The following is a 20,184-nucleotide window of genomic DNA, read 5'->3' on the forward strand; positions in this document are numbered from 1 at the left end:
CTGGACACCCTTCTCCGATGAAACAGCGTCAGCTAGCCGGGGAGCAGCATGCCGGGGCGTCTCATCCTCCGTCAAGAATAAATCCTAAATTAAGATTTCACGCGCTATGCTCTCGTCGATGAACACCGAAGTCGTCACTCTCGGCGAGGCGATGCGGCTGCTGCTCGCCGAGCCCGGCGTCGCGCTGCGGCGCGCGCACACCTTCACCTCGTCGGTCGCCGGCGCCGAGACGAACGTCGCGGTCGGCCTGGCCCGGCTCGGCCACGGCGTCCGCTGGCTGAGCCGCGTCGGCGACGACCCGTCCGGCGCGCACGTGCTCGCGACGCTGCGCGCGGACGGCGTCGACGTCTCGCGCGTCGAGGTTGATCCCGAGCGCTTCACGGGCTTCTTGCTCCGGGATACGGAGACCGTCGAGTACCACCGAAGCGGCTCCGCTGCTTCGCGCCTGTCAGCTGCGTACGTGCGCGAAGCGGGCCTCGATGGCGCTCGGCTCGTACACGTCTCCGGGATCACGGCGATGCTGTCACCCGGAGCGAGTGAAGCCGTCGAAGCGCTCTTCGCGCTCGCACGCGCTTCGGGCGCCTGGGTGTCCTTCGACCCGAACGTCCGGCTGAAGCTCGGCCGCCCGGAGCGCTGGCGCGAGACCGTCGGACCGCTGCTGACCAGGGCGGATCTGGTCTTCGCCGGTGAGGACGAACTCGAGCTGCTCGGGCAGTCGCCGGACGCGCTGCTCGCCGGCCGGGCGCGGACGGTGGTCGTCAAGCAGCGGGACAAGATCGCGCGAGCCGTCACGGCGGAGGGCTCGTGGAAGCAGGAAAGCCTGGTCACTCGGGTTGTCGACCCGGTCGGCGCGGGGGACGCGCTGACGTCGGGGTACCTGTCGGCGTGGCTACGCGGCGCGGCGCCGGCGGAGGCGTTGCGCGCGGGCGCGGCCTGCGCGGCCCGGGTCGTCGGCACGCGGACCGACCTCGAAGGCCTGCCGGACCGGAAAGAACTGGCACTGATCAGCACGGAGGTGGACCGATGACCTACCGCTGGGAGATCACAGCGCATGCGCTGCGCCAGGGCGTCGTCGGGATCGTACGGACGCACGACGCGGAGTCCGCGGTGGAGGCGGCGCGCGCGGTCATCGAAGCCGGGCTGCGCTCGGTGGAGCTGCCGCTGACCAACCCGGGCGCGCTGGACGCGATCTCGGGGCTCTCCGCGGCCTACCCGGACGCGACGATCGGCGCCGGCACGGTGCTCGACGAGGCGTCGGCGGTCCTGGCCATCCGCGCCGGCGCGCGGTTCCTGGTGTCGCCGTCGGTGGACGCCGCGGTGATCCGGACCGCGCACCGGTACGGCGTCGCGGCGTTCCCCGGCGCGGGCTCGGTGACGGAGATCGTGCGGGCGCTGGAGGAAGGCGCCGACGCGGTGAAGGTGTTCCCGGCGTCCGCGCTGGCGCCGTCGTGGATCTCGGACGTCCGGGCGGCGCTGCCGCAGGCGCCGCTGGTACCCACCGGCGGCATCGGCCCGGACGACGTGCCACGCTGGCTGGCGGCGGGCGCGGTGGCCTGCGGGGTCGGCTCGGCGCTGACCCGCGGGACCACCGAGGCGATCGCCGTCCGGGTCGAGACGTTGTTGAGGAGCACGCATGGCTGAGCTGGTCTTCGTCGGCTGCTACACCGGCGAGGCGGGAAACGGCACCGGGATCACGACGTTCTCGCGGTCGTCGTCCGGCTTGACCGAAGTCGCCTCGCTGCCACTGGAGTCGCCGTCGTGGCTGGTCCGGCACCCGTCGCTCCCGGTGCTGTACGCGGCGAACGAGACGGCTTTGGGTGCCGTGACGGCACTGTCCATCTCTCCTTCCGGGTCGCTCTCGGTTTTGGGCGCTATCGAGACGGGCGGAGCCCACCCGTGCCACCTGGCGGTGACCCCGGACGGCCGGTTCCTGTTGTGCGCCAACTACACCGGCGGCAGCCTGGCGGTGTTCTCGCTGTCCGCATCGGGCGCCTTGGTCTCCCGGACGGCCTTGGTCCAGCACACCGGAAGCGGCCCCGCCGCCGACCGCCAGGAGGCGGCACACGTCCACATGGCCGTCCCGTCGGCGGATTCGACGGTGGTGAGCGCGGTCGACCTGGGCACGGACGAGATCCGCAGCTACACGCTGTCTTCTGACGGTTCCCTGTCGCCACTCGCCGTCTCGTCCCTGCCGCCGGGCACGGGCCCACGTCAGCTGGTGCGGCGGCCGGGCACGGACCTGGCGTACGTGGTCGGCGAGCTGGCCGGAACGCTGGTGACGGTCCGCGAGACGTCACCGGGCGCGTTCGACGTCGTGGCTGTGACGCCGTCGACGCTGTCATCGGTGACGCCGAACCTGGTGGCCCACCTGGAGCTGGCGGGCTCGCGAATGTACGTCTCGAACCGCGGCCCGGACTGCGTCACGGAGTTCGCCCTCGACGACGCGGCCGCGGTGTCGGACCAGCCGTCCGGCGCGAACCCGCGACACTTCGCCCTGGTGGACGGCACGTGTTACGTCGCGGCCCAGAGCGACGACGCGATCACGGCGTTCACGCTGACCGCGTCGGGCGACGCGGAGCTGCGCCGCTACCCGACGGGGTCGCCGACGTTCGTGCTGCCGGTCTCGCTGCCCTGAAAGCCGTGAAGGCCTCCTTCCCGGCTCTTATGGCCGGTAAGGAGGCCTTCACGGCTTTCGGCGGAGGATGACCACGTCGGCGTCGTGGTCTGCGGTCCAGTCGAACGGGAGGCCCGCGTACCTGAGGTGCGTGCCCGAGTAGTGCGCGCCGGAAGTGTCCACATAGGACGATTCTGGACGCACCGAGAGGCGTACTCGCGACGAGCGGCCCGGGACCAGTGGTGCTCCGGTCAGGGTGCCCGTGTTCCACGCCAGGACCACGATCGTGTCGCCGTCTTCCGAGGTGTACTGGGTGGCCGCTGTGGGGGCGGTTGGGCCGTGGATTACCTGGGCCGTGCCGTGGTGGATCACTGGGCGGATCTGCTTGTAGAGAGAAACCAGCGAAGCCGCTTCTGCGTGTTGAGCAGGGGTCCAGCGTGACAGGTCCGCGCCGATTCCCAGCACTCCGGCCATCGCCGTGACGAAGCGGAAACGCAACGAACGTGGGCGCGGGTCGAAGACGCCCGGCGCGTCCGTCACCCAGGAACTCATCAGGTGCGGGGCGTGCATCAGCAGGAAGCCGTCCTGGATGGTCAGGCGGTCCAGCGGGCCCGTGTTGTCGCTCGGCCAGACGACGTCCGTGCGCGCGACCGTTGCCAGGTCCGTGCGGCCGCCGCCGCCTGCGCAGGCCTCGATCGTTACGTGTGGATGCCGAGCGCGCAGGTGGTCCAGAACCGAGAGGTAGCCCTCGACGTGCTCGGCGTCCAAGTCGGCGAAGGGGGAACCAGGGCGGCCGCGTTCCGTCGGCGGGCGGTTCATGTCCCACTTCAGGTACGAGATCGGGTACGTCAACAGTAGCGAGTCCAGAGTGGACTTGATGAAGGAGACCACAGCGGGTTGGCCCAGGTCCAGCAGCAGCTGGTTGCGGATCAGCGTCAAGGGACGCCCGTCGATGCGGTACACCCAGTCCGGATGCGCGGCGTAGAGCTGCGACTTCGGGCTCACCGCCTCCGGCTCCACCCACAGGCCGAACTCCAGCCCCAGGTTCCGCACCGAGTCGACGAACGTGCCGAACGACTCGTCCGCCGGGGTCCAGTCACCCAGGCCGCCGGTGTCGTCGTCGCGGCCGGTGAACCAGCCGTCGTCCACCACGAACAGCTCGACGCCGATGTCGGCCGCGTGCTTCGCCAGCTCCAGCTGGTGCTCGCTCCGGACGTCGAAACCCGTTGCTTCCCAAGAGTTGTAGAGCACCGGACGCGAGCGCTGCCACCGGGAACCGGCCAGCACCCGGTCGTAGTCGTGCCAGACCGACGCCAGTCCCGGCAGTCCGTCCACACTGGACGCCAGAGCGACCGGCGGTGTTGACAGAGAGGCGCCGGGCTCTAAGAGCACCGGGCCCGGGGACGGCAGCCGTCCGGCTCGGATGCGCGTCAAGCCGGACGGCTCGACGTCCGCCTCGATGGACCACGAACCCGGCCAGGCCAGCGAGACGCCGTAAGCAGGGCCGCCGGAAACGTCCTGCACCGCCAGCCACGGGACGTGCGCGTGGCCCGGCACGCCGAACCGGCTCTCCATCCGGAACCCGCCGGCGGGCAGCGACACCGACTGCCGCGTGAACTCCTGTGACCACTGACCGGTCAGGTACGTCAGCTGGGCGCCGCCGACCGTCGGGACGCACACCCCCGCCGAGCCCAGCCGGTCGAACTCCAGCGTCGATGTTCCGGTGTTGGTGAACTCGACCCACCGCGTGAGGGCGTCCGTGTCGGGCACCGGCCGGTAGCACAGCACCGCGCGCAACCCGGTCACTTCGTCCACAAAGGCCAGACGCAGATCCGCATCCGACGCGGCACCGTCGAACCGCCACCACGAACCGCCGCGCACGGCGACGTCCGCGCCGGAGAACGGGCGCAGGCCCAGCGGTGCGTACTCGACCGGGGCCGCGTCAGCCTCGGTTATGAAGTGCACCGAGCCCGCGTTCGTGAACACCGACGGGCCGTCCTCGATCCCGGACGGCCCCCAGGCGACCAGTTCGGCCCATCGGGAAGAGGGGTCCAGCGCCACGGTGTACGACGTGGTCGCGAGCGGCACGGTCCACGTCACTTGATCGCCCCGATCGCCAGGCCCGAGATGAAGTGCTTCTGGAACCGCAGGAAGACGGCGACCGTCGGGACGGCCGCGATGACCGAGCCCGCCGCGATCACGTTCCAGTTGGACACGTACTGCCCCTGCAGGCCGAGCAGCGCCGGCGTCACCGGCATCACCGTGCCGGTGCGCAGCACGGTGATCGACCACAGCAGGTCGTTGAACGTCCAGGTGAACGCCAGCGCGCCGAGCGCGGCCAGCGCCGGGCGGGTCATCGGCAGGATGATCCGGCCGAAGATCTGCACCACGCCGGCGCCGTCGATCAGCGCCGCCTGCTGGATCTCGTCCGGGATCGACCGCATGAACCCCTGCAGCACGAACGTGTAGAAGCCGAGCCCGAAGCCGACCTGCACGACGATCAACGCCGTCAGCGTGTCGTAGATCCCCAGCAGCTCCGACAGCTTCGCGACCGGCACCAGCAGGATCTGCGGTGGCAGCAGGTTGCCCGACAGCATCACCAGGATGATCGTGCGCCGCAACGGAATCCGGTAGCGGCTCAGCGCGAACGCCGCCGCCGCGCTGAGCAGCAACGACAGCACCACCGTCGGGATCGTGACGATCAGGCTGTTGAGCATCGCGTGCCCGCCGCCGCCCTCGCCCCACGCCTGCCCGAAGCCGTCGAGCGAGAACGACGCCGGCAGCGCGCCGAGGCCGTTCGACGCGATGTCGGAGAACTTTCGGACGCTCGTCGTCAGCACCAGCACGATCGGCAGCAGCCAGAGCACCGAAAGCCCGCCCGCGAGCAGGTGGAACCCCGCGGTCCGCGTCCGCCTCACGAGTCCTCCCGGAATGCGCGCACGAGGTAGGTGACGATCACGCCGAACGCCAGCACGAAGATCACGACGGCCAGCGCGGACGCGTAACCGAGCCGCAGCGACTGGAACGCCGTCGCGTACATGTACGTGCTGAGCACCTCGGACGAGTGGTACGGCCCGCCCTTCGTCATCGACCAGATGACGTCGAACGACCGCAGCGAGTCGATGATGATCACCGACAGGACCACGGAGTTGACGCTGCGCAGCTGCGGCCAGGTGACGTTGCGGAACTGCTGCCACGCCGTGGCCCCGTCCAGCTTGGCCGCTTCGTAGAGCACCGGGTCGATGCCCTTGAGGCCGGCCAGGTACAGCACCATCACGTACCCGAGCTGCCGCCACAGCGCCGGCACGAGCACCGCGTACAACGCGGTCTTCGGGTCGGCGAGCCAGGCGTGCTGCCAGCTGCCGAGCCCGATCGCGGCGAGCAGCCGGTTGATCACGCCGTCCGGCTGGTAGATCACCTGCCAGATCAGCGACGTCGCGACCAGCGAGAACACCACCGGCGTGAACAGCGCGGCCCGGTAGAACCCGACGCCCTTGCGTTCCTTCTGCAGCAGCGTGGCGAGCGCGAGCCCGCCGACGGCCGAGAGGCCGCCGAAGAGCACGAGCCAGATCACCGTGTCGAGCGCGGCCGTGCCGAAGATGTCGTCGGAGAACATCTCGGCGAAGTTCCCCAGGCCGACGAACTGCGGCGCCGAGACGCCGTCCCAGTTCGTCAGCGCCAGGTAGAACCCCTGCAGCGCGGGCCAGAACACCCAGAACCCTTCGACGACGAGGGGCACCAGGACGAACGCCAGCAGCACGGGCGAGACCCGGCGACGACGTTTCGGCGCCCGCGCGGCCGTCTTGGGCCGTTCCGCGGTCAGCACCGCCATCTCAGGACTGCCAGACCTTCTGCGCGGCGGTCTGCCAGTCGGCCAGGATCGAGTCGAGCTCGTTCGGCTTCTGGATGAACCGGATCAACGCCGCGTCGGCGGTCGGCTGCAGCGCGTCGGAGGAGTCGCGGTTGAAGAACTGCGTGATCTCCTTGGCGTCGGTGAGCAGCTTCCGTCCTTTTCGGACCAACGGCGTGCCGTTGTCCTTGGCGTCGGGGTTGGTCGGCAGGACCGTGCCGGAGGAGTTCTTGATGTACAGCTCCTGCGCTTCTGCCGTAGCCGCGTACTTGAACCACTCCTTCACCTCGGCGACGTGCGGGGTGCGCGCGCTGGCGAAGAAGCCGTCGGTCGGGCCCTCCTCGGCGACCGGGACGGCCGGGTCGAGGATCGGGAACTGGAAGAAGTCGAGGTCGTCCAGGGCGTCCTTCGGGGCGGCGTCGGCGAAGAACGTGCCGGTCAGGATCATCCCGGTGCGGCCCTGGAGCAGCACGGTCGTGGCGTCCTGGAACGCGATCGCGGTGCCGTTCGGGTCGGTGTAGGGGAGTGCCTGGCGCCAGGGGTCGAAGATCTTCTTGACGCGCGGGTCGTCGAAGCGCTGCTTGCCGGCGAGCAGCTCGCGGTGGAACGGCGCGCCGTTGATCCGGATGTTGAGGTAGTCGAACCAGGCCGACGCGGTCCACGGCGTGGTGCCGCCGGCGCCCATGCCGATCGGCGCGATGCCCTTGTCCTTCAACGTTTCGCACAGCGCGAGGAACTCGCTCCAGGTGGTCGGCGGCTGCACGCCCCACTTCGCGAAGTTCGACTTGCGGTAGAAGAAACCCCACCAGTAGTACGACGTCGGGACGAAGACCTGGTGCCCGGCGCCGTCGCCGGAGAGGTTGCGGAAGGCCGCGCTGTAGTTGCCCATGGTCTGCCAGACGTCGCCGACGTCGAGCAGCAGGCCCTTGCGCGCGTAGCCCGACAGCAGCGAACCCGGGTACCACGTGAAGGTGTCCGGCGGGTTGGCCGCGGTGAGGTAGCTGGGCAGCTGGGTGCGGAAGGTCTCCGACGCGACGGTGTTGACCGTCGCCGTCGCGCCGCCCTTCGCGCCGAACGCCTGCGCGAGGGCCTCGATGGCCTTCTTCGCCTCGGGCGAGGACAGGTTCGACTGGACGGTGACCGCGCCGGCCGCCTGCTTGACCGGGCCGCTGGACGCGGAAGTGGCGCAGGCGGCGAGGAAACTGCTCGAGCCGATCGCGCCCAGCCCGGCCAGGCTCGCGTTGCGCAGGAAACGACGGCGGGACAGGCCGGCACTCGTCATGTCGTGACCCCTTTGTCATGGTGGGCGCCCGCTCGGGCGTGACTTGCTGCCAAAGAGTGCAACCGGGCGCTGTCGCTGTCAAGATGTATTCATAATTTATGACGACTTCGCCGTCAGCGTAGGATGCGCTCAGCTAGACCGCCGCCAGCTGAGAGGGCCCTCCATTGACCGAACACCGGCCACGCGGGCTGCACGGCCAGACCGTGGAGGCGCTGGCCAGCCGGATCCTCTCCAACGAGTGGGGCGAGGGCACCGTCCTCGACCTGCCGGCGCTGCGCGAAGAGCTCGACATCAGCCTCACGGCACTGCGTGAGGCCCTGAAGGTGCTGGCCGCGAAGGGCATGATCGACGCGCGCCAGAAGCGCGGCACGTTCGTCCAGCCGCGCGAAAAGTGGAACATGCTCGACGCCGACGTCATGCGCTGGCAGACCGCGGCCGCCGACGACCCGGGCCTGCTCGACGAGCTGACCGAGGTCCGCGCGGTCGTCGAACCGGCCGCCGCCCGGATCGCGGCGGAACGCGCGTCCGACGAGGACATCGAGTCGCTGCGGGAGGCGCTGTCGGACATGGCCGCGGCGGAGGGCCCGGAAGCCAGCGTCCAGGCCGACCTGGCGTTCCACCGGCGGCTGATGACGGCCACCCACAACAACTTCCTGATGCGGATGGAGCGGATCATCGCGATCGGCCTGGCCGAGCGCGACAAGGTGGTGCACGGCGCTTCGGCGGCGGAGGACCCGGTGCCGTCGCACCGCAAGGTGCTGGACGCGATCATCGCCCAGGACCCGGCCGCGGCCGAGCAGGCGATGCTGGCGCTGGTCACCAAGTCCCGCGACGACCTGGCGAAGGCTCAGCGCACTACGCGGTCATGAACCGTCCAGGGCGGCCTGGAGCATGCGGGCCGCGGCGGCGCGGGGCGCCGGGTCGACGGCGATCAGCGCGTTGACGACCGCGCCGTCGACCAGCGCCACGAGCTTCTCCAGCTCGGCCTCGCGCACCGGCGTGCCCGAGCGGGCGAAGATCTCCGTCAGCAGCTCGTTGAGCTGGGCCGACAGCGTCCGCATCAACGGCCGCAGGTACGGCCGGCGGCCGGTGGCGACGAGGCGCTCGTAGCGCAGGAGCACGGCTTCGGCGTCCGCTTCCTCGTCGCCGCTCTCCGGGCCCAGCAGCATGTCGAGCACCAGCTCGACCATCGCCTGGACGCCGCGGTTGCGCGTCGCGAGCTCCTCCAGCCGGCGGCGGCCGGTCTCGAGCTCGGCGTTGCCGTGGTGCTCGACGGCCGCGGCGACCAGGTCTTCCAGCGAGTCGAAGTAGTACGTCGTGGACGCGAGTGGCAGCCCGGCCCGCTCGGCCACCGCACGGTGCCGCACGGCGTCGAACCCGCCCTCGACGAGCAGCTTCGCGGCGGCCTCGACGAGCGCGGCACGCCGTCGTTCCCCCTTGGGAGTTGCCGCAGCGGTCATGGCCGTTCATTCTGCCAAGCGGTCCGGCGGCGTCTCAGAAGCGGGGCGCGAGTTCGCTCGCCAACCGGTCCACGTCACCCGCGTACGGGGCCGCGTTCGCCGCGTCCGGCACGCTGACCAGCACCAACGTACCGCCGGACGCCGTCGCCACCCGGGCCGTCACGGTGCCCGCCGGCTGGGACTTGAAGGCCACCGAAATGCCCTTCGGGTACACCGCCGCGGCGACCTCGCCGCCCGGAACCGGGAACCCCGCGGACCGCGACGCCGTCGTACAGGCGCTGCCCGGGGACGCCTGGGCGGCGGCGACGTGGCCGGGAAGCTCGCCAGCGAGGGCGATGGCGAGCTCCCCGTCCACCTCTTCGCACCCGGAGGCGCCTTCGGCCAGCTGGCCGGTCTTCCCGTCTCCGCTGCCCCCCTGCTGGGGCGGCGTGGACGAGAAGTTCGGTGACTCCCCGCCGACTTGAGGACGTGCCGGGCCGAGGCCGGGTTGCCCCGACTGCGCCGACACGGCGGCGTTGTCCTTCGCCGAGGTCAACCCGGGAGTACCCCCCGAGAGCAGTCCGTAAGCCCCGAAGCCGACGACCACCAGGGCCGCGGCGCTCACGCCGGCGGTGATCCGGTTCCGGCGCCGCAGGGTCTGGCGGCGGGACTCGCGCACGACGTCACTCTGGTCGAACGAGGGCGACGGCGCGTCCCCGGGCGCGGCGGAGAACAACGACCGCAGCTCCTGCTCATCCATTGGTCTCCACCTCCCGTTCCAGGACCTGCTTCAGGTTCGCCAGCCCGCGGGCGGTCTGGCTCTTCACGTTGCCTTCGCTGCAGCCCAGCGCCTGCGCCGCGCCGGTCACGTCCAGTCCTTCGAAGAACCGCATGACCAGCACCGCCCGCTGCTTGGGCGGCACTTCCGCCAACGCCGCGAGCAGGTCTTCCCTGGTCGCGACGAGGTCGTCGAGCCCGGGTCCGTCGTCGACGCGTTCCGGCAGCACTTCGGTCTGCCACTCGCGCCGCCACGGGCGCCGCGATTCGTCGATCGTCGCCCGCACGAGCGTCTTGCGCACGTACGCGTCGGTCGCCGCGCGATCCCTGATCTTCGTCCACCTCCGGTGCAGCGCGACGAACGCCGTCTGCGCGAGGTCGTCCGCCCGGTGCCAGTCGCCGCAGAGCATGTACGCGGTCCGGCGCACGGCGTCCCGCCGGGCGGCGAAGTACTCCGCGAACTCCTGTTCGTCGCGCTGATCCACGCGCTGTCGTGCTCCGCTCTGTTGTCGTCGGTGGGTAGGACGGAATCAGGGGCGTCCACGGTTGCACGGACCACCCGGGTTCGACCACTCAAGGGCTCATTGATCCCCGTCCGGCCGGTGTGATGTGATCACTCCGTGACCTTCACGCTGCCTCCGCTGGACTTCCGTTCCGACACCGTCACCCGGCCGGACGACACGATGCGGGCGGCGATGGCCTCCGCTGAGGTCGGGGACAACGTCCTCGAACGCGACCCGACCGTCGCCGAGCTCGAAGAGAAGGCCGCCCACGTCCTGGGCATGCCGGCCGCCCTGTGGGTGCCGAGCGGGACGATGGCCAACCTCGTCGCGCTGAGCCTGCACCTGCAGCGCGGAGACCGGTTCCTGGCCACGCGCGGGGCGCACGTGCTCGCCAACGAGCTGGGCTCGGCCGCGTGGCTGGCCGGCGGCATGCCGGAGGCGCTGGAGCACGACGGCGGCCCGGGCCGCCCTTCGCCGAGCACCCTCAAAGCGGCGATCGGACAACCCGGGCCATACTTCACATTACGGACATCTCTCCTCTGTCTCGAGAACACGCACAACTCCGCCGGTGGCGCGGTGACCCCGCCCGACGAGCACGCCCAGCTGCTGGCCGTCGCGAAGGAGGCCGGGCTGACCGTGCACCTCGACGGCGCCCGGCTCTGGCAGGCCGCGGTCGCGCTGGAGGTACCGCCGGCGGCGTTGACGGTCGGCGTCGACACCGTGTCGGCCTGCTTCAGCAAGGGCCTCGGCGCGCCGGTCGGCTCGGTCGTCGCGGGCAGCGTGGACTTCGTCGAGCGGGCCCGCCGGATGCGGCAGATGCTCGGCGGCGGCGTCCGGCAGGGCGGCGTCCTGGCCGCGGCCTGCCTGATCGCCCTGGACCGCGTCCCCGACCTGGCCGCCTCGCACGAGAACGCGCGGCGGCTGGCCGAAGGCCTGAACGAACACGGCTGGCCGACCAACACGCCGGACACGAACATCGTGCTGGCCGAGGTGCCCGACGTGCCGACGGCACTGGCCTGGCTCGACTCGCTGGGCATCCGCACCGGGCCGATGGCGGGCAAGGTCCGGTTCGTCACGCACCGGGACCTGAGCGCGGCCGACATCGACGAAACCCTGCGCCGGATGGAGAAGCAGTGAACTGGATCGTCTTCGACTACGGCGACGTGCTCAGCAAGCCGAGCGCGGCCCGCCCGGAGCTGGCCGCCAAGCTGGGCGCGCCGCTGCCCGAGTTCGAGCGGGCCTACTGGGACCTGCGGATCCCCTACGACGCCGGCAGCACGCCGCTGGAGTACTGGCAGACGGTCGGCGACGCGCTGGGCCGGCCCGTCGACGAGGCGCTGTCGGACGAGCTGACCCGGATCGACGTCGAGGGCTGGGCGCACCTGGAGCCGTCGTCGAAGGACCTGCTCGAGGCGCTGGCCGAGGCGGGCGCGTCACTGGCCCTGCTCTCGAACGCGCCGTCGGTGTTCGGCGAGTGGGTCCGCGAGCAGGACTGGGCGCGGTTGTTCCAGGTGACGCTGTTCTCCGGCGACGTCCGGTGCGTGAAACCGGACGCGAAGATCTTCGAGCTGCTGCTGGAGCAGCTCGGGGCCGAGCCGGGCGACTGCCTGTTCTTCGACGACCGTCAGTCCAATGTGGACGGCGCGCGGGCGGTCGGGCTCAAGGCCCAGCTGTGGAACGGTGCCGAGGCGGCGCGGGCGTGGCTCGACTGAGCCGCCCGGCGCCGCTCCGGCGCCGCGCTCAGTAGCGGTTGATGCGCTTGGGGTCCTTCTTGCCGCTGATGGCGCCGTAGGCGGCCGTGCCGAGGAAGATCACGCCGCCGATGATGGCGATCCACAGGACGGCCTTGAACACGAAGCCGATCACGGCGCCCAGCACCATGAACGCCACCCAGGCGACGATCAGGCCGCCGACGATCTTCCAGAACATGGCTTCCTCCGATGTGTTCCCGTGGCCCCTCCGGCCTCGTGACTCAAGCGTGCCACCTCGGCCGGGGAAACTCCCCTCGCAAGAGCAACGTTCAGGGATGAATCAGGGTTCCCCCTGGCCCAGCCAGGCCCCCAGGCGGCGGACGCCCTCGTCGATGTCGTCGGCGCTGCCGGCGAAGGAGAAGCGCACGTACTTGCCGCCGTCGACCGGGTCGAAGTCGACGCCGGGCGTGATGGCGAGCCCGGTGTCGGCCAGCAGCCGCCGGCACCAGCTGAGGCTGTCGTCGGTGTGGGCGCTGACGTCGGCGTAGGCGTAGAAGGCGCCGTCGGCGGGGGCCAGCTTGTCGAGGCCGATGCCCTTCAGGCCGGCGAAGAGCCGGTCGCGGTTGGCGCGGTAGTGCTCGACGTGCGCGTCGGCCTCGGCGTACGCCTCGGGTGTGAAGGCCGCGATGGCCGCGTACTGCGAGACCGCGGGCGGGCAGATGGTGAAGTTGCCGGTCAGGACGTCGACGGCGCGGTGCAGGCGCTGCGGCACGAGCATCCAGCCGAGCCGCCAGCCCGTCATCGCGAAGTACTTCGAGAAGCTGCCGAGCACCATCGGCTCACGGCCGTACTGCCACGCGCAGTCGAGCTCGGCGCCGTAGGAGACACCGTGGTAGATCTCGTCGCTGATCAGCTGGACGCCGTGCGACGCGCACCAGCCGGTGATGGCGGCCAGCTCCCCGGGCGGCAGCACGGTGCCGGTCGGGTTGCTGGGGCTCGCGACGATCAGGCCGTCGATCGGGCCCAGCTCGTCGAGCAGGGCCACGGTGGGCTGGAAGTTCGTCTCGGCGGTCGTCGCGAACTCGACGACCTCGCAGCCGAGCACGGACAGCAGGTTCCGGTAGGCCGGGTAGCCGGGCCGGGCCATCGCGACCCGGGCGCCGGGGTCGAACGCGCTGAGGAAGGCCAGCAGGAACCCGCCGGACGACCCGGTCGTCATGACGACGTCCTGCGCGCTGACGTCGAGGCCGTACTTCCGCCGGTAGTGCCCCGCGACGGCGTCCCGCAGCTCCGGGACGCCGAGCTGCTCGGTGTAGCCGAGCGGGCTGCTCCGGAGCGCCTTTTCCGCGGCTTCGAGGACGGGTTTCGGCGCGGGCACGGACGGCTGCCCGGCGGCGAGCGACACGAGATCGCCGTGACTGCGCTGCCGCGCCCCGGCCGCGGAGATGACGTCCATGACGTGGAAGGGCGGCACCGCGGCCCGCAGCGCGGGCCCGGCGAAGGCTCCGAGGTCGACCATGCCGCCAGGCTAGCTCCCGGTCACCGAAAAGCCGTGAAGGCCTCCTTCACGGCTGTTAGCGCCGGTAAGGAGGCCTTCACGGCTTTTGGCTCAGTAGCCCTGGTAGGCGCCGCCGTGGGCCATCGCCTTGATGCCGGGCACGTTCCCGAGGCCGCCGTAGCGGTCGACCGAGTACTTCACGCCGGCGATGATGTTGTCGACCGGGTTGTAGATGTTGTCGTGCCCGGGCAGCTTGTGCGCGTTGAACGTCGAGTCGATGCACTGCATGAGCCCCTTGGACGGGTGCCCGGCGGCCGCATTGGAATCCCAGTTGTTGATGGCGTTCGGGTTCCCGCCGGACTCGTGCTGGATGATCGCCCAGATGTTGGGGATGTCGGCGTCGGTCACGGGGACGCCGGCGGCCTGGAGTGCCTTGATGGCCTCCTGGATCCACTGCTGGACGTTGCCCGGGGGCGGCGACGCGGGCGGGCCGCCGCTGGGGCCGAGGCCACCGCCTCCGCCGCCACCACCGCCACCACCGCCGCCTCCGCCCCCACCGCCGCCGCCGTGGGACGCGCCGTTGGAGTGGATGCCGCCGGTGCTCTTGGGGGCCGCGGCCGAGCTGGCCGGCAGCGGCACCTGGTCGTAGCCGCCCTCGATCTGCTGGGACATCAGCGTCTGCGACGCCTTGATCGCGGTGTCGGCCTGGGTCTGCAGGCCCGCCACGTCACCGTCGTAGCCCGCGGTGATGGTGTGGATGTCGGTCTTGGCCGTCGCGAGGATCTCGGCCGCGCTGGGGCTCGGGGCCGGCTTGCCGTTGTCGACCGCCGTCTTGGCGTCGGCCAGCGCTTTGTTCATCGCCGACTCGGCCGTGGTGTTGCGGGCGTTGACGTCCTTCTCCGCGGCCAGCTGCTTGTCCTGGACGGTCTTCTTGATCTGCGCGAGGTTCTGCTGCAGGTCGTCGAGGTCCTTGGCGACGTCTTCGAGGTGGGTCTGGACCTTCGTCCCGGCGTCACGAACCTGGCGGACGTAGGTGAAGAACTGGTCGGCCGCGGGACCGGCCCACACGTGCGCGTCCAGTGAGTCCGTGGAGGTCTTCAGCGAGGCGTTGTGGTCACCCGCGTTCTTTCCGGCGTCGCGGAACTGCGTCGCGGCGTCGGTGATCTTCTGCAGATCGACCTTTTCGACCTGGTTCACCTTTTGCAGGAAGGCGTCCCAATTGTCGGGCGTCCCGGCGCCGACCCCGTTCAATGCCACTCTCGTGCCCCCTGCTCAGTTCACTTGTCGACGTGCAGCTTGAGGTCGCTCGCCCCGACCTGGTCGGTTTCGGCGATCAGGCCGGCGGCCTTGCGCATGGCGAACCCCAGCGCCTCCATGTGCTTGCCCGCGGCGTCGAACTGGCTGTGCACGCCGTCCTTGAACTTGCCGACCGAGCTGTGCGCCTCGCCGTTGGCGTCCATCCCGCCGAAGGGGCTTTCCTTCTCGTGGTCCATGCCGGTGAGCTTGTCCTTGGACTTGTCGAACTCGTCCTTCAGCTTCTCCACCTGGCCGGCCGCGATGGCCATCGAGTCGGCGTCGTAGACAGGCACGGTTCGTCATCCCCTTCGGAAAACTTGTGTCCGCCCGATCAGACGTCGGCACGACCAGGACGGTTCCCCGCATACTTTATGACGTCTCGCGCACACTGCGTACCGATCTCCGCCAACTTCCACCCGGCGGGGCTCAGGCCTCCGCCATCAGTTCGCGGATCCGGGTCGCGAGCAGGGCGTTGTCCGCCGGCGTCACGGTCGCCCACTCGCGGCCGTCGCGGTCCTTGGCCACCTGGAACAGGTACCGGCCCGCGTCCGTGTCGAAGAAGGCCAGGACCCGGGGCGCCCGGTGGGCCACGCCGTCGCGGCCGGTGCGTTCCGCGCCGAACTGGCCGCGGGCTTCCTGGCCTAGCAGCATGCCGGACAGCTCTTGGGCCTGGAACAGCACGACGCCCTGGTCTTCCAAGGCCGTGACCAGCGCTTTCGGGTCACCGCTCGCCGCCGCGTCCGCCGCGCGCAGCGTGTCGTACGGGATGCTGACGGTCTGGCCGATGCCCGGGCCGAGGTCGCCCGCCACCGAAACCGCTGCCTCCGGGAGGCCGTCCTCCGTCGCCGGGATCAGCCAGACCTCGTTGTTGTCGACCACGGCCAGGACCGCCTGGCTGCGGACGTTGACCGCGCGGCCGCGGATCTCGCGCTCGGCCCACACCCACACGTCGATGCCGAACTGCGGGCGGGCCAGCAGGTGCAGCATGTCGGCCACGTCGCCGGACACCCGGTGGTTGCGGGCCAAGCGCCGCTCGGCCAGCGACGTCCAGGCCGCCTCGACGACCTCCGCGCGTTCCGTGCGGGTGGTTCCCCCGCTCGGCACGTCCAGCGCGACGTGCCGGCGAGGCAGTCCGAGCGACTCCCAGAGGACGTCGAACTCGGACGCGGACAGCACGAGGCTGCCGTGGTCACGCGTCACGGTCAGTGCCCGTCCCCGCCGTGGTCACCGATCACGTCGGGCGAAACCATGCGCTGGTCGGCGAACAGGTCCTTGTCGTCGACGCCGAAGCGGCGGACGTGCTCATCGTCCTCCTCCTGCGGCGCGGCCTTCGACAGGAACCGCGGGTCCTCGCCCTTCTGCTTCGCGCCGATCTGCTCCGACTTCCGCAGCGCGGCGGCCTCCTCCTCGGGCAGCTCGCCGACCGGCAGCGGCCGCACCGGGCCCTTCGGCGGGTTCTGGCCGCGCTTCTCGCGGTCCTTGTCGCCGGCGAGCGCGCCACCGGCCGCGCCCGCGCCGACCGCCGCCGCACCCGCGCCCAGCTCGCCCGGGGTCGCGCTCGGTTTCGCCGCGAACCCGCGTTCGGCCGTGAACTGGCCGGGCGCGATCGGGGCCTGCGGGGCGGCGCCGACCGTGCGGCCCTTCGCCAGCAGGCCGTCCGCGCCGCGGTTCGCGCCGCCGGCCGAGCCTTCGAGCCCGGTCACGCCACTGCCGGAAGCGCCGCCACCGCCGAGCGACTTGATCGGCGACGTCTGCGTCGAGCCGGTCGCGGGCCCGCCCGGGAGCTGGCCGGAGCCGGGTGCACCAGGCGCGCCGGACGAACCGGGCGCACCCGGCGGGACGAAGGTGTTCGGGTCGCCGCCACCGGGCTGGCCGGGGTTGAACCCGCCGGGCCGGCCGGGCTCGCCGGCCGTGCCGCGGCCCGGCGCGTTGACCCAGCCGGGACCGGGTGACGTCGGTGGCTTTGCGGCCGACGGCGCCGTCGCGGAGCTGGGCGACGTGCCCTGGCTCGCCGGGACGGTCACGCCGGTGTGCCGCGGCGGCTGCGCCACCGGCCGCGACGGCTGCTGCTGCGCCGGGGTGCCGTAGACCGGGGTCGGCGGGTCGGCGTGGACCGTGTGCGACACCGGCTGCACCACGGGCGGGTCGACGTGCACCGAGCGGACCTTGTCCGACGCCGGCCGCACGCTGCCGTCCGGGGTGACCGCGACGGACGCGCCGGCGACGTCCAGCACGCCGGGCGTGACGCCGGGAGCAGCCAGCTTCAGCGACTCCGGGTCCGACAGCGACTGCGTCGAGAGCAGGTTGGTGCCGCTGTCCCGCGCGTACTCGTTCAGCGCCTGCGTCGCCTGCGCCTTGGCGTTGTTCGCGGCCTCGACCTGCCGGGCGTGGTCGGTCTCGAAGCCGATCAGGCTCAGCAGCAGGCCGTCGCCGAGGGTGTAACCGCCCGCGCCCTTCCGGACCGTCTCGGCGTCCGGGAGCTTGTACTTGGTGCGGTTGAACGCCTCACCCTGCTCGAACACCATCTCCGCGGCGTGCGCGACCTTCGTGGTGGCGTCCTGGGAGAACCCGGCCTGCTCGGTGAGCACCTGGCTCGCCGCGCCGCCGGCCTGGCTCTGCCACTCGACGCCGAGCTTGAGCAGCTGGGCGCGCAGCGTCTGGTCGGTGTGGGCGAGCGCGGTCGCGACGGCCTTCAGCGCGTCGACGGCGGTCCCGATGCTGCCGGTGCCGTCGCCGGTGATCATCCGCGTGATCTGGTCGGCGATCGCGGTGTTGGTCCAGCCGTCGAACCGGTGGTTCTGGATCCCGGCCGCGAGCTCGGAGAATTCCACGCGCCCTCCCTAGTTGCGTGACTTCAAGGACTGCAGCGCCAGGTCGGCGGCGTGCGCCGACATGTCGCACAGCTGCGGCTGCGTGAGCTGGCCGCGGGTGACGGCGAAGGTCTGGACGGCCAGCGTCTGGCCCCTCGCCACGCCGACGAGCGTTTCGCAGTCGGCCGGTTCGCCGGCCGCGCGGTAGTTCGTCAGCGCCGGATAACCGCCGATGTTCTTCGGTTCGGTGGTCATGCTGTTCTTCTTGCGGGCGCCGGTGATCCACTGGTCGAGGTCGGACGACACCGCCCGCACGTGGTAGGAGTGCACCGGCTCGGCGCCGTCCGCGTCGAACACGCAGGTCGGGCCGTCCTGCTCCGGCGCCTCCCGGGGCACGCTGGTGATCTTCAGCGCGTCGAGCTGCACCTGCGGGAAGACGTCGCACAGGTTGACACCCTGCAGCGTCAGCTCGGCCGGCCGTTGCGGCAGCTGAGCCGCCTTGGCGCTCTGCGACGCCGCGGTCGCGGCCGTCTCGACCGGGTAGGGGGTGCCTTCGGTGCCCGCCGAGCAGCCGGCGAGCGCCGCTGTCGCGAGCACGCCACCGGTGATCCGCAAGGTCCGGTTACGCACCGTGCTTGCCGCGGTCACCGAACACCGCCGCCTTCTCGTCTTCGCTGACTTGGTAATCCTTCGCCGCGTCTCGCAGCTGCGAAACCAGGCGCTTGAGACCCGCGACGTACTCGCGGACCTGGCCCGCGTAGGAGCGGTCGCCGTCGGCGATCACCGAGTTCCAGGCCGCCATCGACTGGGTGCTGATCACGTCGGCGGACGGCGCGTCGATCCGCAGCTCGCCGAGCCGCGTGAGCAGCTGGTCTTCGAGCGCGTTGGCCTGCTCTTCGACGATCCGGGCGACGTCGAGGACCTTGTCCGGGTGGACCAGGACGTCCGCGGCGGCCGGCGCCACCGGGACGGCCGTGCTGAGGTCGTACGAGGGTCCTGACATGCTCTCCCCTGACGTGATACCGACAGTGACCGGTCGATTCCCGTTGAGGCTACCAACCACGACGTAGCCGGAGCCTGAGATTCGACGAAGTTCGTCGCCCGCCGGTTCCCCTTGTCCGCCAGATCAGGCGTTCTGCTGCGCCACCGGGGCGCCGACCTCGCCGTTCGCCGCCTTGAGCGCGATGTCCGTGCGGTGGTGCGAGCCAGCGAGGTGCACCTTCTCCACGGTTTCGTACGCGTGCTTGCGCGCCGACTTGAGCGTCTTGCCGGTGGCGACGACCGACAGCACGCGGCCGCCCGCGGACACGACCGCGCCGTCGTCACGCCGGCGGGTGCCGGCGTGCAGCACGCCGTCGATCTCGCCGCCGGTGATGACGTCGCCGGTGCGCGGCTTGCCCGGGTAGCCGTCGGCCGCGATCACGACGGTGACCGCGGCGCCGCCGGCCCACTCCAGCGGCGGGTGCTCGGCGAGCTTGCCGGTGGCGGTGGCCTGCATCAGCCCGGCGATCGGCGTGCGCAGCAGGGCCAGCACGACCTGGGTCTCCGGGTCGCCGAAGCGGCAGTTGAACTCGATGACCTGCGGGCCCTCGGACGTCAGCGCGAGCCCGGCGTAGAGCAGGCCGGAGAAGGAGGCGTCGCGCGCGACGAGCTCGTCGGCGACCGGCTGGACGACGCGCTCGACCAGGTCGTCGACCAGGTTCTCGGGCGCCCAGGGCAGCGGGGCGTAGGCGCCCATGCCGCCGGTGTTCGGGCCGGCGTCGTCGTCGCCGACGCGCTTGAAGTCCTGCGCGGGCAGCAGCGGCACGACGGTGTGGCCGTCGACGAAGCAGAAGAGCGAGGCCTCCGGACCGTCCAAAAAGGACTCCAGGAGGACCGGGTGGCCGCCGTCGAGCAGCATGATGGCGTGCTTGCGCGCGACGTCGTAGTCGGTCGTGACGACGACGCCCTTGCCCGCGGCGAGGCCGTCGTCCTTGACCACCCAGGTCGGGCCGAAGCGGGCGAGCGCGGCGTCGAGGCGGGCCGGGTTGTCGACCACCTCGCTGCGCGCGGTCGGCACGTTCGCCGCGGCCATGACGTCCTTGGCGAACGCCTTCGAGCCTTCGATGCGGGCCGCCGAGGCCGACGGGCCGAAGCAGGCGATGCCGGCCTTGCGGACGGCGTCGGCGACGCCGGCGACGAGCGGGACCTCGGGCCCGATCACCACCAGGTCGGCGTGCCAGCTCTTCGCGAGGGCCGCGACCGCCTCCGGGTCCGCCGCTTCGACACCGAGCTGCTCGGCCATCGCGGCCGTCCCGGCGTTGCCGGGCGCGCAGGCCAGGGCGGTGACCGTGGGGTCGCCGGACGCCGCGAGGACGAGAGCGTGCTCACGGGCGCCAGAGCCGATTACCAGTACGCGCACGCCGCACAGCGTATCCGGACGGC

At 71.2% G+C, this 20,184-nt stretch carries 22 protein-coding genes; 6 read left to right on the forward strand and 16 right to left on the reverse strand.

The genetic code is table 11. The features are described 5' to 3' along the window. The first annotated feature begins 118 nt into the window (after nucleotides 1-118). Genes MUY22_RS10605 through MUY22_RS10615 form a run of 3 tightly spaced genes read left to right on the forward strand, consistent with a single transcriptional unit; the run spans nucleotide 119 to nucleotide 2,635 of the window. Nucleotides 119-1,027: a sugar kinase gene (locus MUY22_RS10605; protein WP_247059219.1), complete on the forward strand. Its 909-nt coding sequence runs from the start codon at nucleotides 119-121 to the stop codon at nucleotides 1,025-1,027. After that, entirely contained in the window at nucleotides 1,024-1,641 is a 618-nt protein-coding gene (locus MUY22_RS10610) for a bifunctional 4-hydroxy-2-oxoglutarate aldolase/2-dehydro-3-deoxy-phosphogluconate aldolase (RefSeq protein WP_247059220.1), read from the forward strand. The genes MUY22_RS10605 and MUY22_RS10610 overlap by 4 nt, the downstream gene beginning before the upstream one ends. Continuing rightward, nucleotides 1,634-2,635 (forward strand): beta-propeller fold lactonase family protein, encoded by a 1,002-nt coding sequence (locus MUY22_RS10615; RefSeq protein ID WP_247059221.1) that lies wholly within the window; start codon nucleotides 1,634-1,636, stop codon nucleotides 2,633-2,635. The genes MUY22_RS10610 and MUY22_RS10615 overlap by 8 nt, the downstream gene beginning before the upstream one ends. A 48-nt stretch (nucleotides 2,636-2,683) precedes the next feature. Here the strand turns inward: MUY22_RS10615 and MUY22_RS10620 are convergent, their stop codons facing one another. From MUY22_RS10620 to MUY22_RS10635, 4 genes are read right to left on the reverse strand one after another with little or no spacing between them, the layout of a single operon-like run. Then, nucleotides 2,684-4,714: an alpha-galactosidase gene (locus MUY22_RS10620; protein WP_247059222.1), complete on the reverse strand. Its 2,031-nt coding sequence runs from the start codon at nucleotides 4,712-4,714 to the stop codon at nucleotides 2,684-2,686. After that, nucleotides 4,711-5,532 (reverse strand): carbohydrate ABC transporter permease, encoded by an 822-nt coding sequence (locus MUY22_RS10625; protein WP_247059223.1) that lies wholly within the window; start codon nucleotides 5,530-5,532, stop codon nucleotides 4,711-4,713. Before MUY22_RS10625 ends, MUY22_RS10620 begins: the two co-directional genes overlap by 4 nt. After that, nucleotides 5,529-6,446, reverse strand: coding sequence for a carbohydrate ABC transporter permease (locus MUY22_RS10630; protein WP_247059225.1), 918 nt, complete (start codon nucleotides 6,444-6,446; stop codon nucleotides 5,529-5,531). The genes MUY22_RS10625 and MUY22_RS10630 overlap by 4 nt, the downstream gene beginning before the upstream one ends. A 1-nt stretch (nucleotide 6,447) precedes the next feature. Continuing rightward, nucleotides 6,448-7,746 (reverse strand): ABC transporter substrate-binding protein, encoded by a 1,299-nt coding sequence (locus MUY22_RS10635; RefSeq protein WP_247059226.1) that lies wholly within the window; start codon nucleotides 7,744-7,746, stop codon nucleotides 6,448-6,450. A gap of 164 nt (nucleotides 7,747-7,910) precedes the next feature. On the opposite strand from MUY22_RS10635, the gene MUY22_RS10640 reads away from it, so the two are divergent. Next, nucleotides 7,911-8,615, forward strand: coding sequence for a FadR/GntR family transcriptional regulator (locus tag MUY22_RS10640; RefSeq protein ID WP_247059227.1), 705 nt, complete (start codon nucleotides 7,911-7,913; stop codon nucleotides 8,613-8,615). Here the strand turns inward: MUY22_RS10640 and MUY22_RS10645 are convergent. From MUY22_RS10645 to MUY22_RS10655, 3 genes are read right to left on the reverse strand one after another with little or no spacing between them, the layout of a single operon-like run. Further along, a complete protein-coding gene (locus MUY22_RS10645) occupies nucleotides 8,610-9,206 on the reverse strand; it encodes a TetR/AcrR family transcriptional regulator (RefSeq protein ID WP_247059228.1) in 597 nt (198 codons plus the stop codon). The two genes, MUY22_RS10640 and MUY22_RS10645, sit on opposite strands and share 6 nt — an antisense overlap. Nucleotides 9,207-9,240: 34 nt before the next feature. After that, a complete protein-coding gene (locus MUY22_RS10650; RefSeq protein WP_247059229.1) occupies nucleotides 9,241-9,945 on the reverse strand; it encodes a hypothetical protein in 705 nt (234 codons plus the stop codon). Continuing rightward, nucleotides 9,938-10,447 carry a SigE family RNA polymerase sigma factor gene (locus tag MUY22_RS10655; protein WP_247059230.1) on the reverse strand — a complete coding sequence of 170 codons (510 nt, stop codon included), beginning with the start codon at nucleotides 10,445-10,447 and terminating at the stop codon, nucleotides 9,938-9,940. The genes MUY22_RS10650 and MUY22_RS10655 overlap by 8 nt, the downstream gene beginning before the upstream one ends. Before the next feature lie 135 nt (nucleotides 10,448-10,582). Here MUY22_RS10655 and MUY22_RS10660 point away from each other — a divergent pair, with 135 nt between their 5' ends. Then, a complete protein-coding gene (locus MUY22_RS10660) occupies nucleotides 10,583-11,602 on the forward strand; it encodes a low specificity L-threonine aldolase (protein ID WP_247059232.1) in 1,020 nt (339 codons plus the stop codon). Continuing rightward, complete coding sequence (locus tag MUY22_RS10665; RefSeq protein ID WP_247059234.1) at nucleotides 11,599-12,177, forward strand: HAD family phosphatase; 579 nt, start codon at nucleotides 11,599-11,601, stop codon at nucleotides 12,175-12,177. The genes MUY22_RS10660 and MUY22_RS10665 overlap by 4 nt, the downstream gene beginning before the upstream one ends. Nucleotides 12,178-12,205: 28 nt before the next feature. Here the strand turns inward: MUY22_RS10665 and MUY22_RS10670 are convergent, their stop codons facing one another. The 9 genes from MUY22_RS10670 to purD form a co-directional block, all read right to left on the reverse strand. After that, a complete protein-coding gene (locus MUY22_RS10670) occupies nucleotides 12,206-12,394 on the reverse strand; it encodes a hypothetical protein (RefSeq protein WP_247059237.1) in 189 nt (62 codons plus the stop codon). Between the two features lie 102 nt (nucleotides 12,395-12,496). Further along, the gene (locus tag MUY22_RS10675; protein WP_247059238.1) at nucleotides 12,497-13,675 is read right to left on the reverse strand and encodes a pyridoxal phosphate-dependent aminotransferase; all 1,179 of its coding nucleotides are present in this window, start codon (nucleotides 13,673-13,675) and stop codon (nucleotides 12,497-12,499) included. A 90-nt stretch (nucleotides 13,676-13,765) separates the two neighbouring features. Beyond that, nucleotides 13,766-14,911 carry a transglycosylase SLT domain-containing protein gene (locus MUY22_RS10680; RefSeq protein WP_247059239.1) on the reverse strand — a complete coding sequence of 382 codons (1,146 nt, stop codon included), beginning with the start codon at nucleotides 14,909-14,911 and terminating at the stop codon, nucleotides 13,766-13,768. Nucleotides 14,912-14,931: 20 nt separating this feature from the next. After that, the gene (locus MUY22_RS10685) at nucleotides 14,932-15,243 is read right to left on the reverse strand and encodes a hypothetical protein (RefSeq protein WP_247059240.1); all 312 of its coding nucleotides are present in this window, start codon (nucleotides 15,241-15,243) and stop codon (nucleotides 14,932-14,934) included. Nucleotides 15,244-15,376: 133 nt separating this feature from the next. Beyond that, a complete protein-coding gene (locus MUY22_RS10690) occupies nucleotides 15,377-16,150 on the reverse strand; it encodes an ESX secretion-associated protein EspG (protein ID WP_247059241.1) in 774 nt (257 codons plus the stop codon). Nucleotides 16,151-16,152: 2 nt separating this feature from the next. Next, the gene (locus MUY22_RS10695) at nucleotides 16,153-17,781 is read right to left on the reverse strand and encodes a hypothetical protein (protein WP_247059242.1); all 1,629 of its coding nucleotides are present in this window, start codon (nucleotides 17,779-17,781) and stop codon (nucleotides 16,153-16,155) included. Between the two features lie 9 nt (nucleotides 17,782-17,790). Next, complete coding sequence (locus tag MUY22_RS10700; protein WP_247063802.1) at nucleotides 17,791-18,357, reverse strand: DUF3558 domain-containing protein; 567 nt, start codon at nucleotides 18,355-18,357, stop codon at nucleotides 17,791-17,793. Between the two features lie 25 nt (nucleotides 18,358-18,382). Then, complete coding sequence (locus MUY22_RS10705; protein WP_247059243.1) at nucleotides 18,383-18,763, reverse strand: hypothetical protein; 381 nt, start codon at nucleotides 18,761-18,763, stop codon at nucleotides 18,383-18,385. A 123-nt stretch (nucleotides 18,764-18,886) separates the two neighbouring features. Next, nucleotides 18,887-20,161 (reverse strand): phosphoribosylamine--glycine ligase, encoded by a 1,275-nt coding sequence (purD, locus tag MUY22_RS10710; protein ID WP_247059245.1) that lies wholly within the window; start codon nucleotides 20,159-20,161, stop codon nucleotides 18,887-18,889. Nucleotides 20,162-20,184: the final 23 nt, after the last annotated feature.

The sequence above is a fragment of the Amycolatopsis sp. WQ 127309 genome (assembly GCF_023023025.1).
Classification (GTDB): domain Bacteria; phylum Actinomycetota; class Actinomycetes; order Mycobacteriales; family Pseudonocardiaceae; genus Amycolatopsis.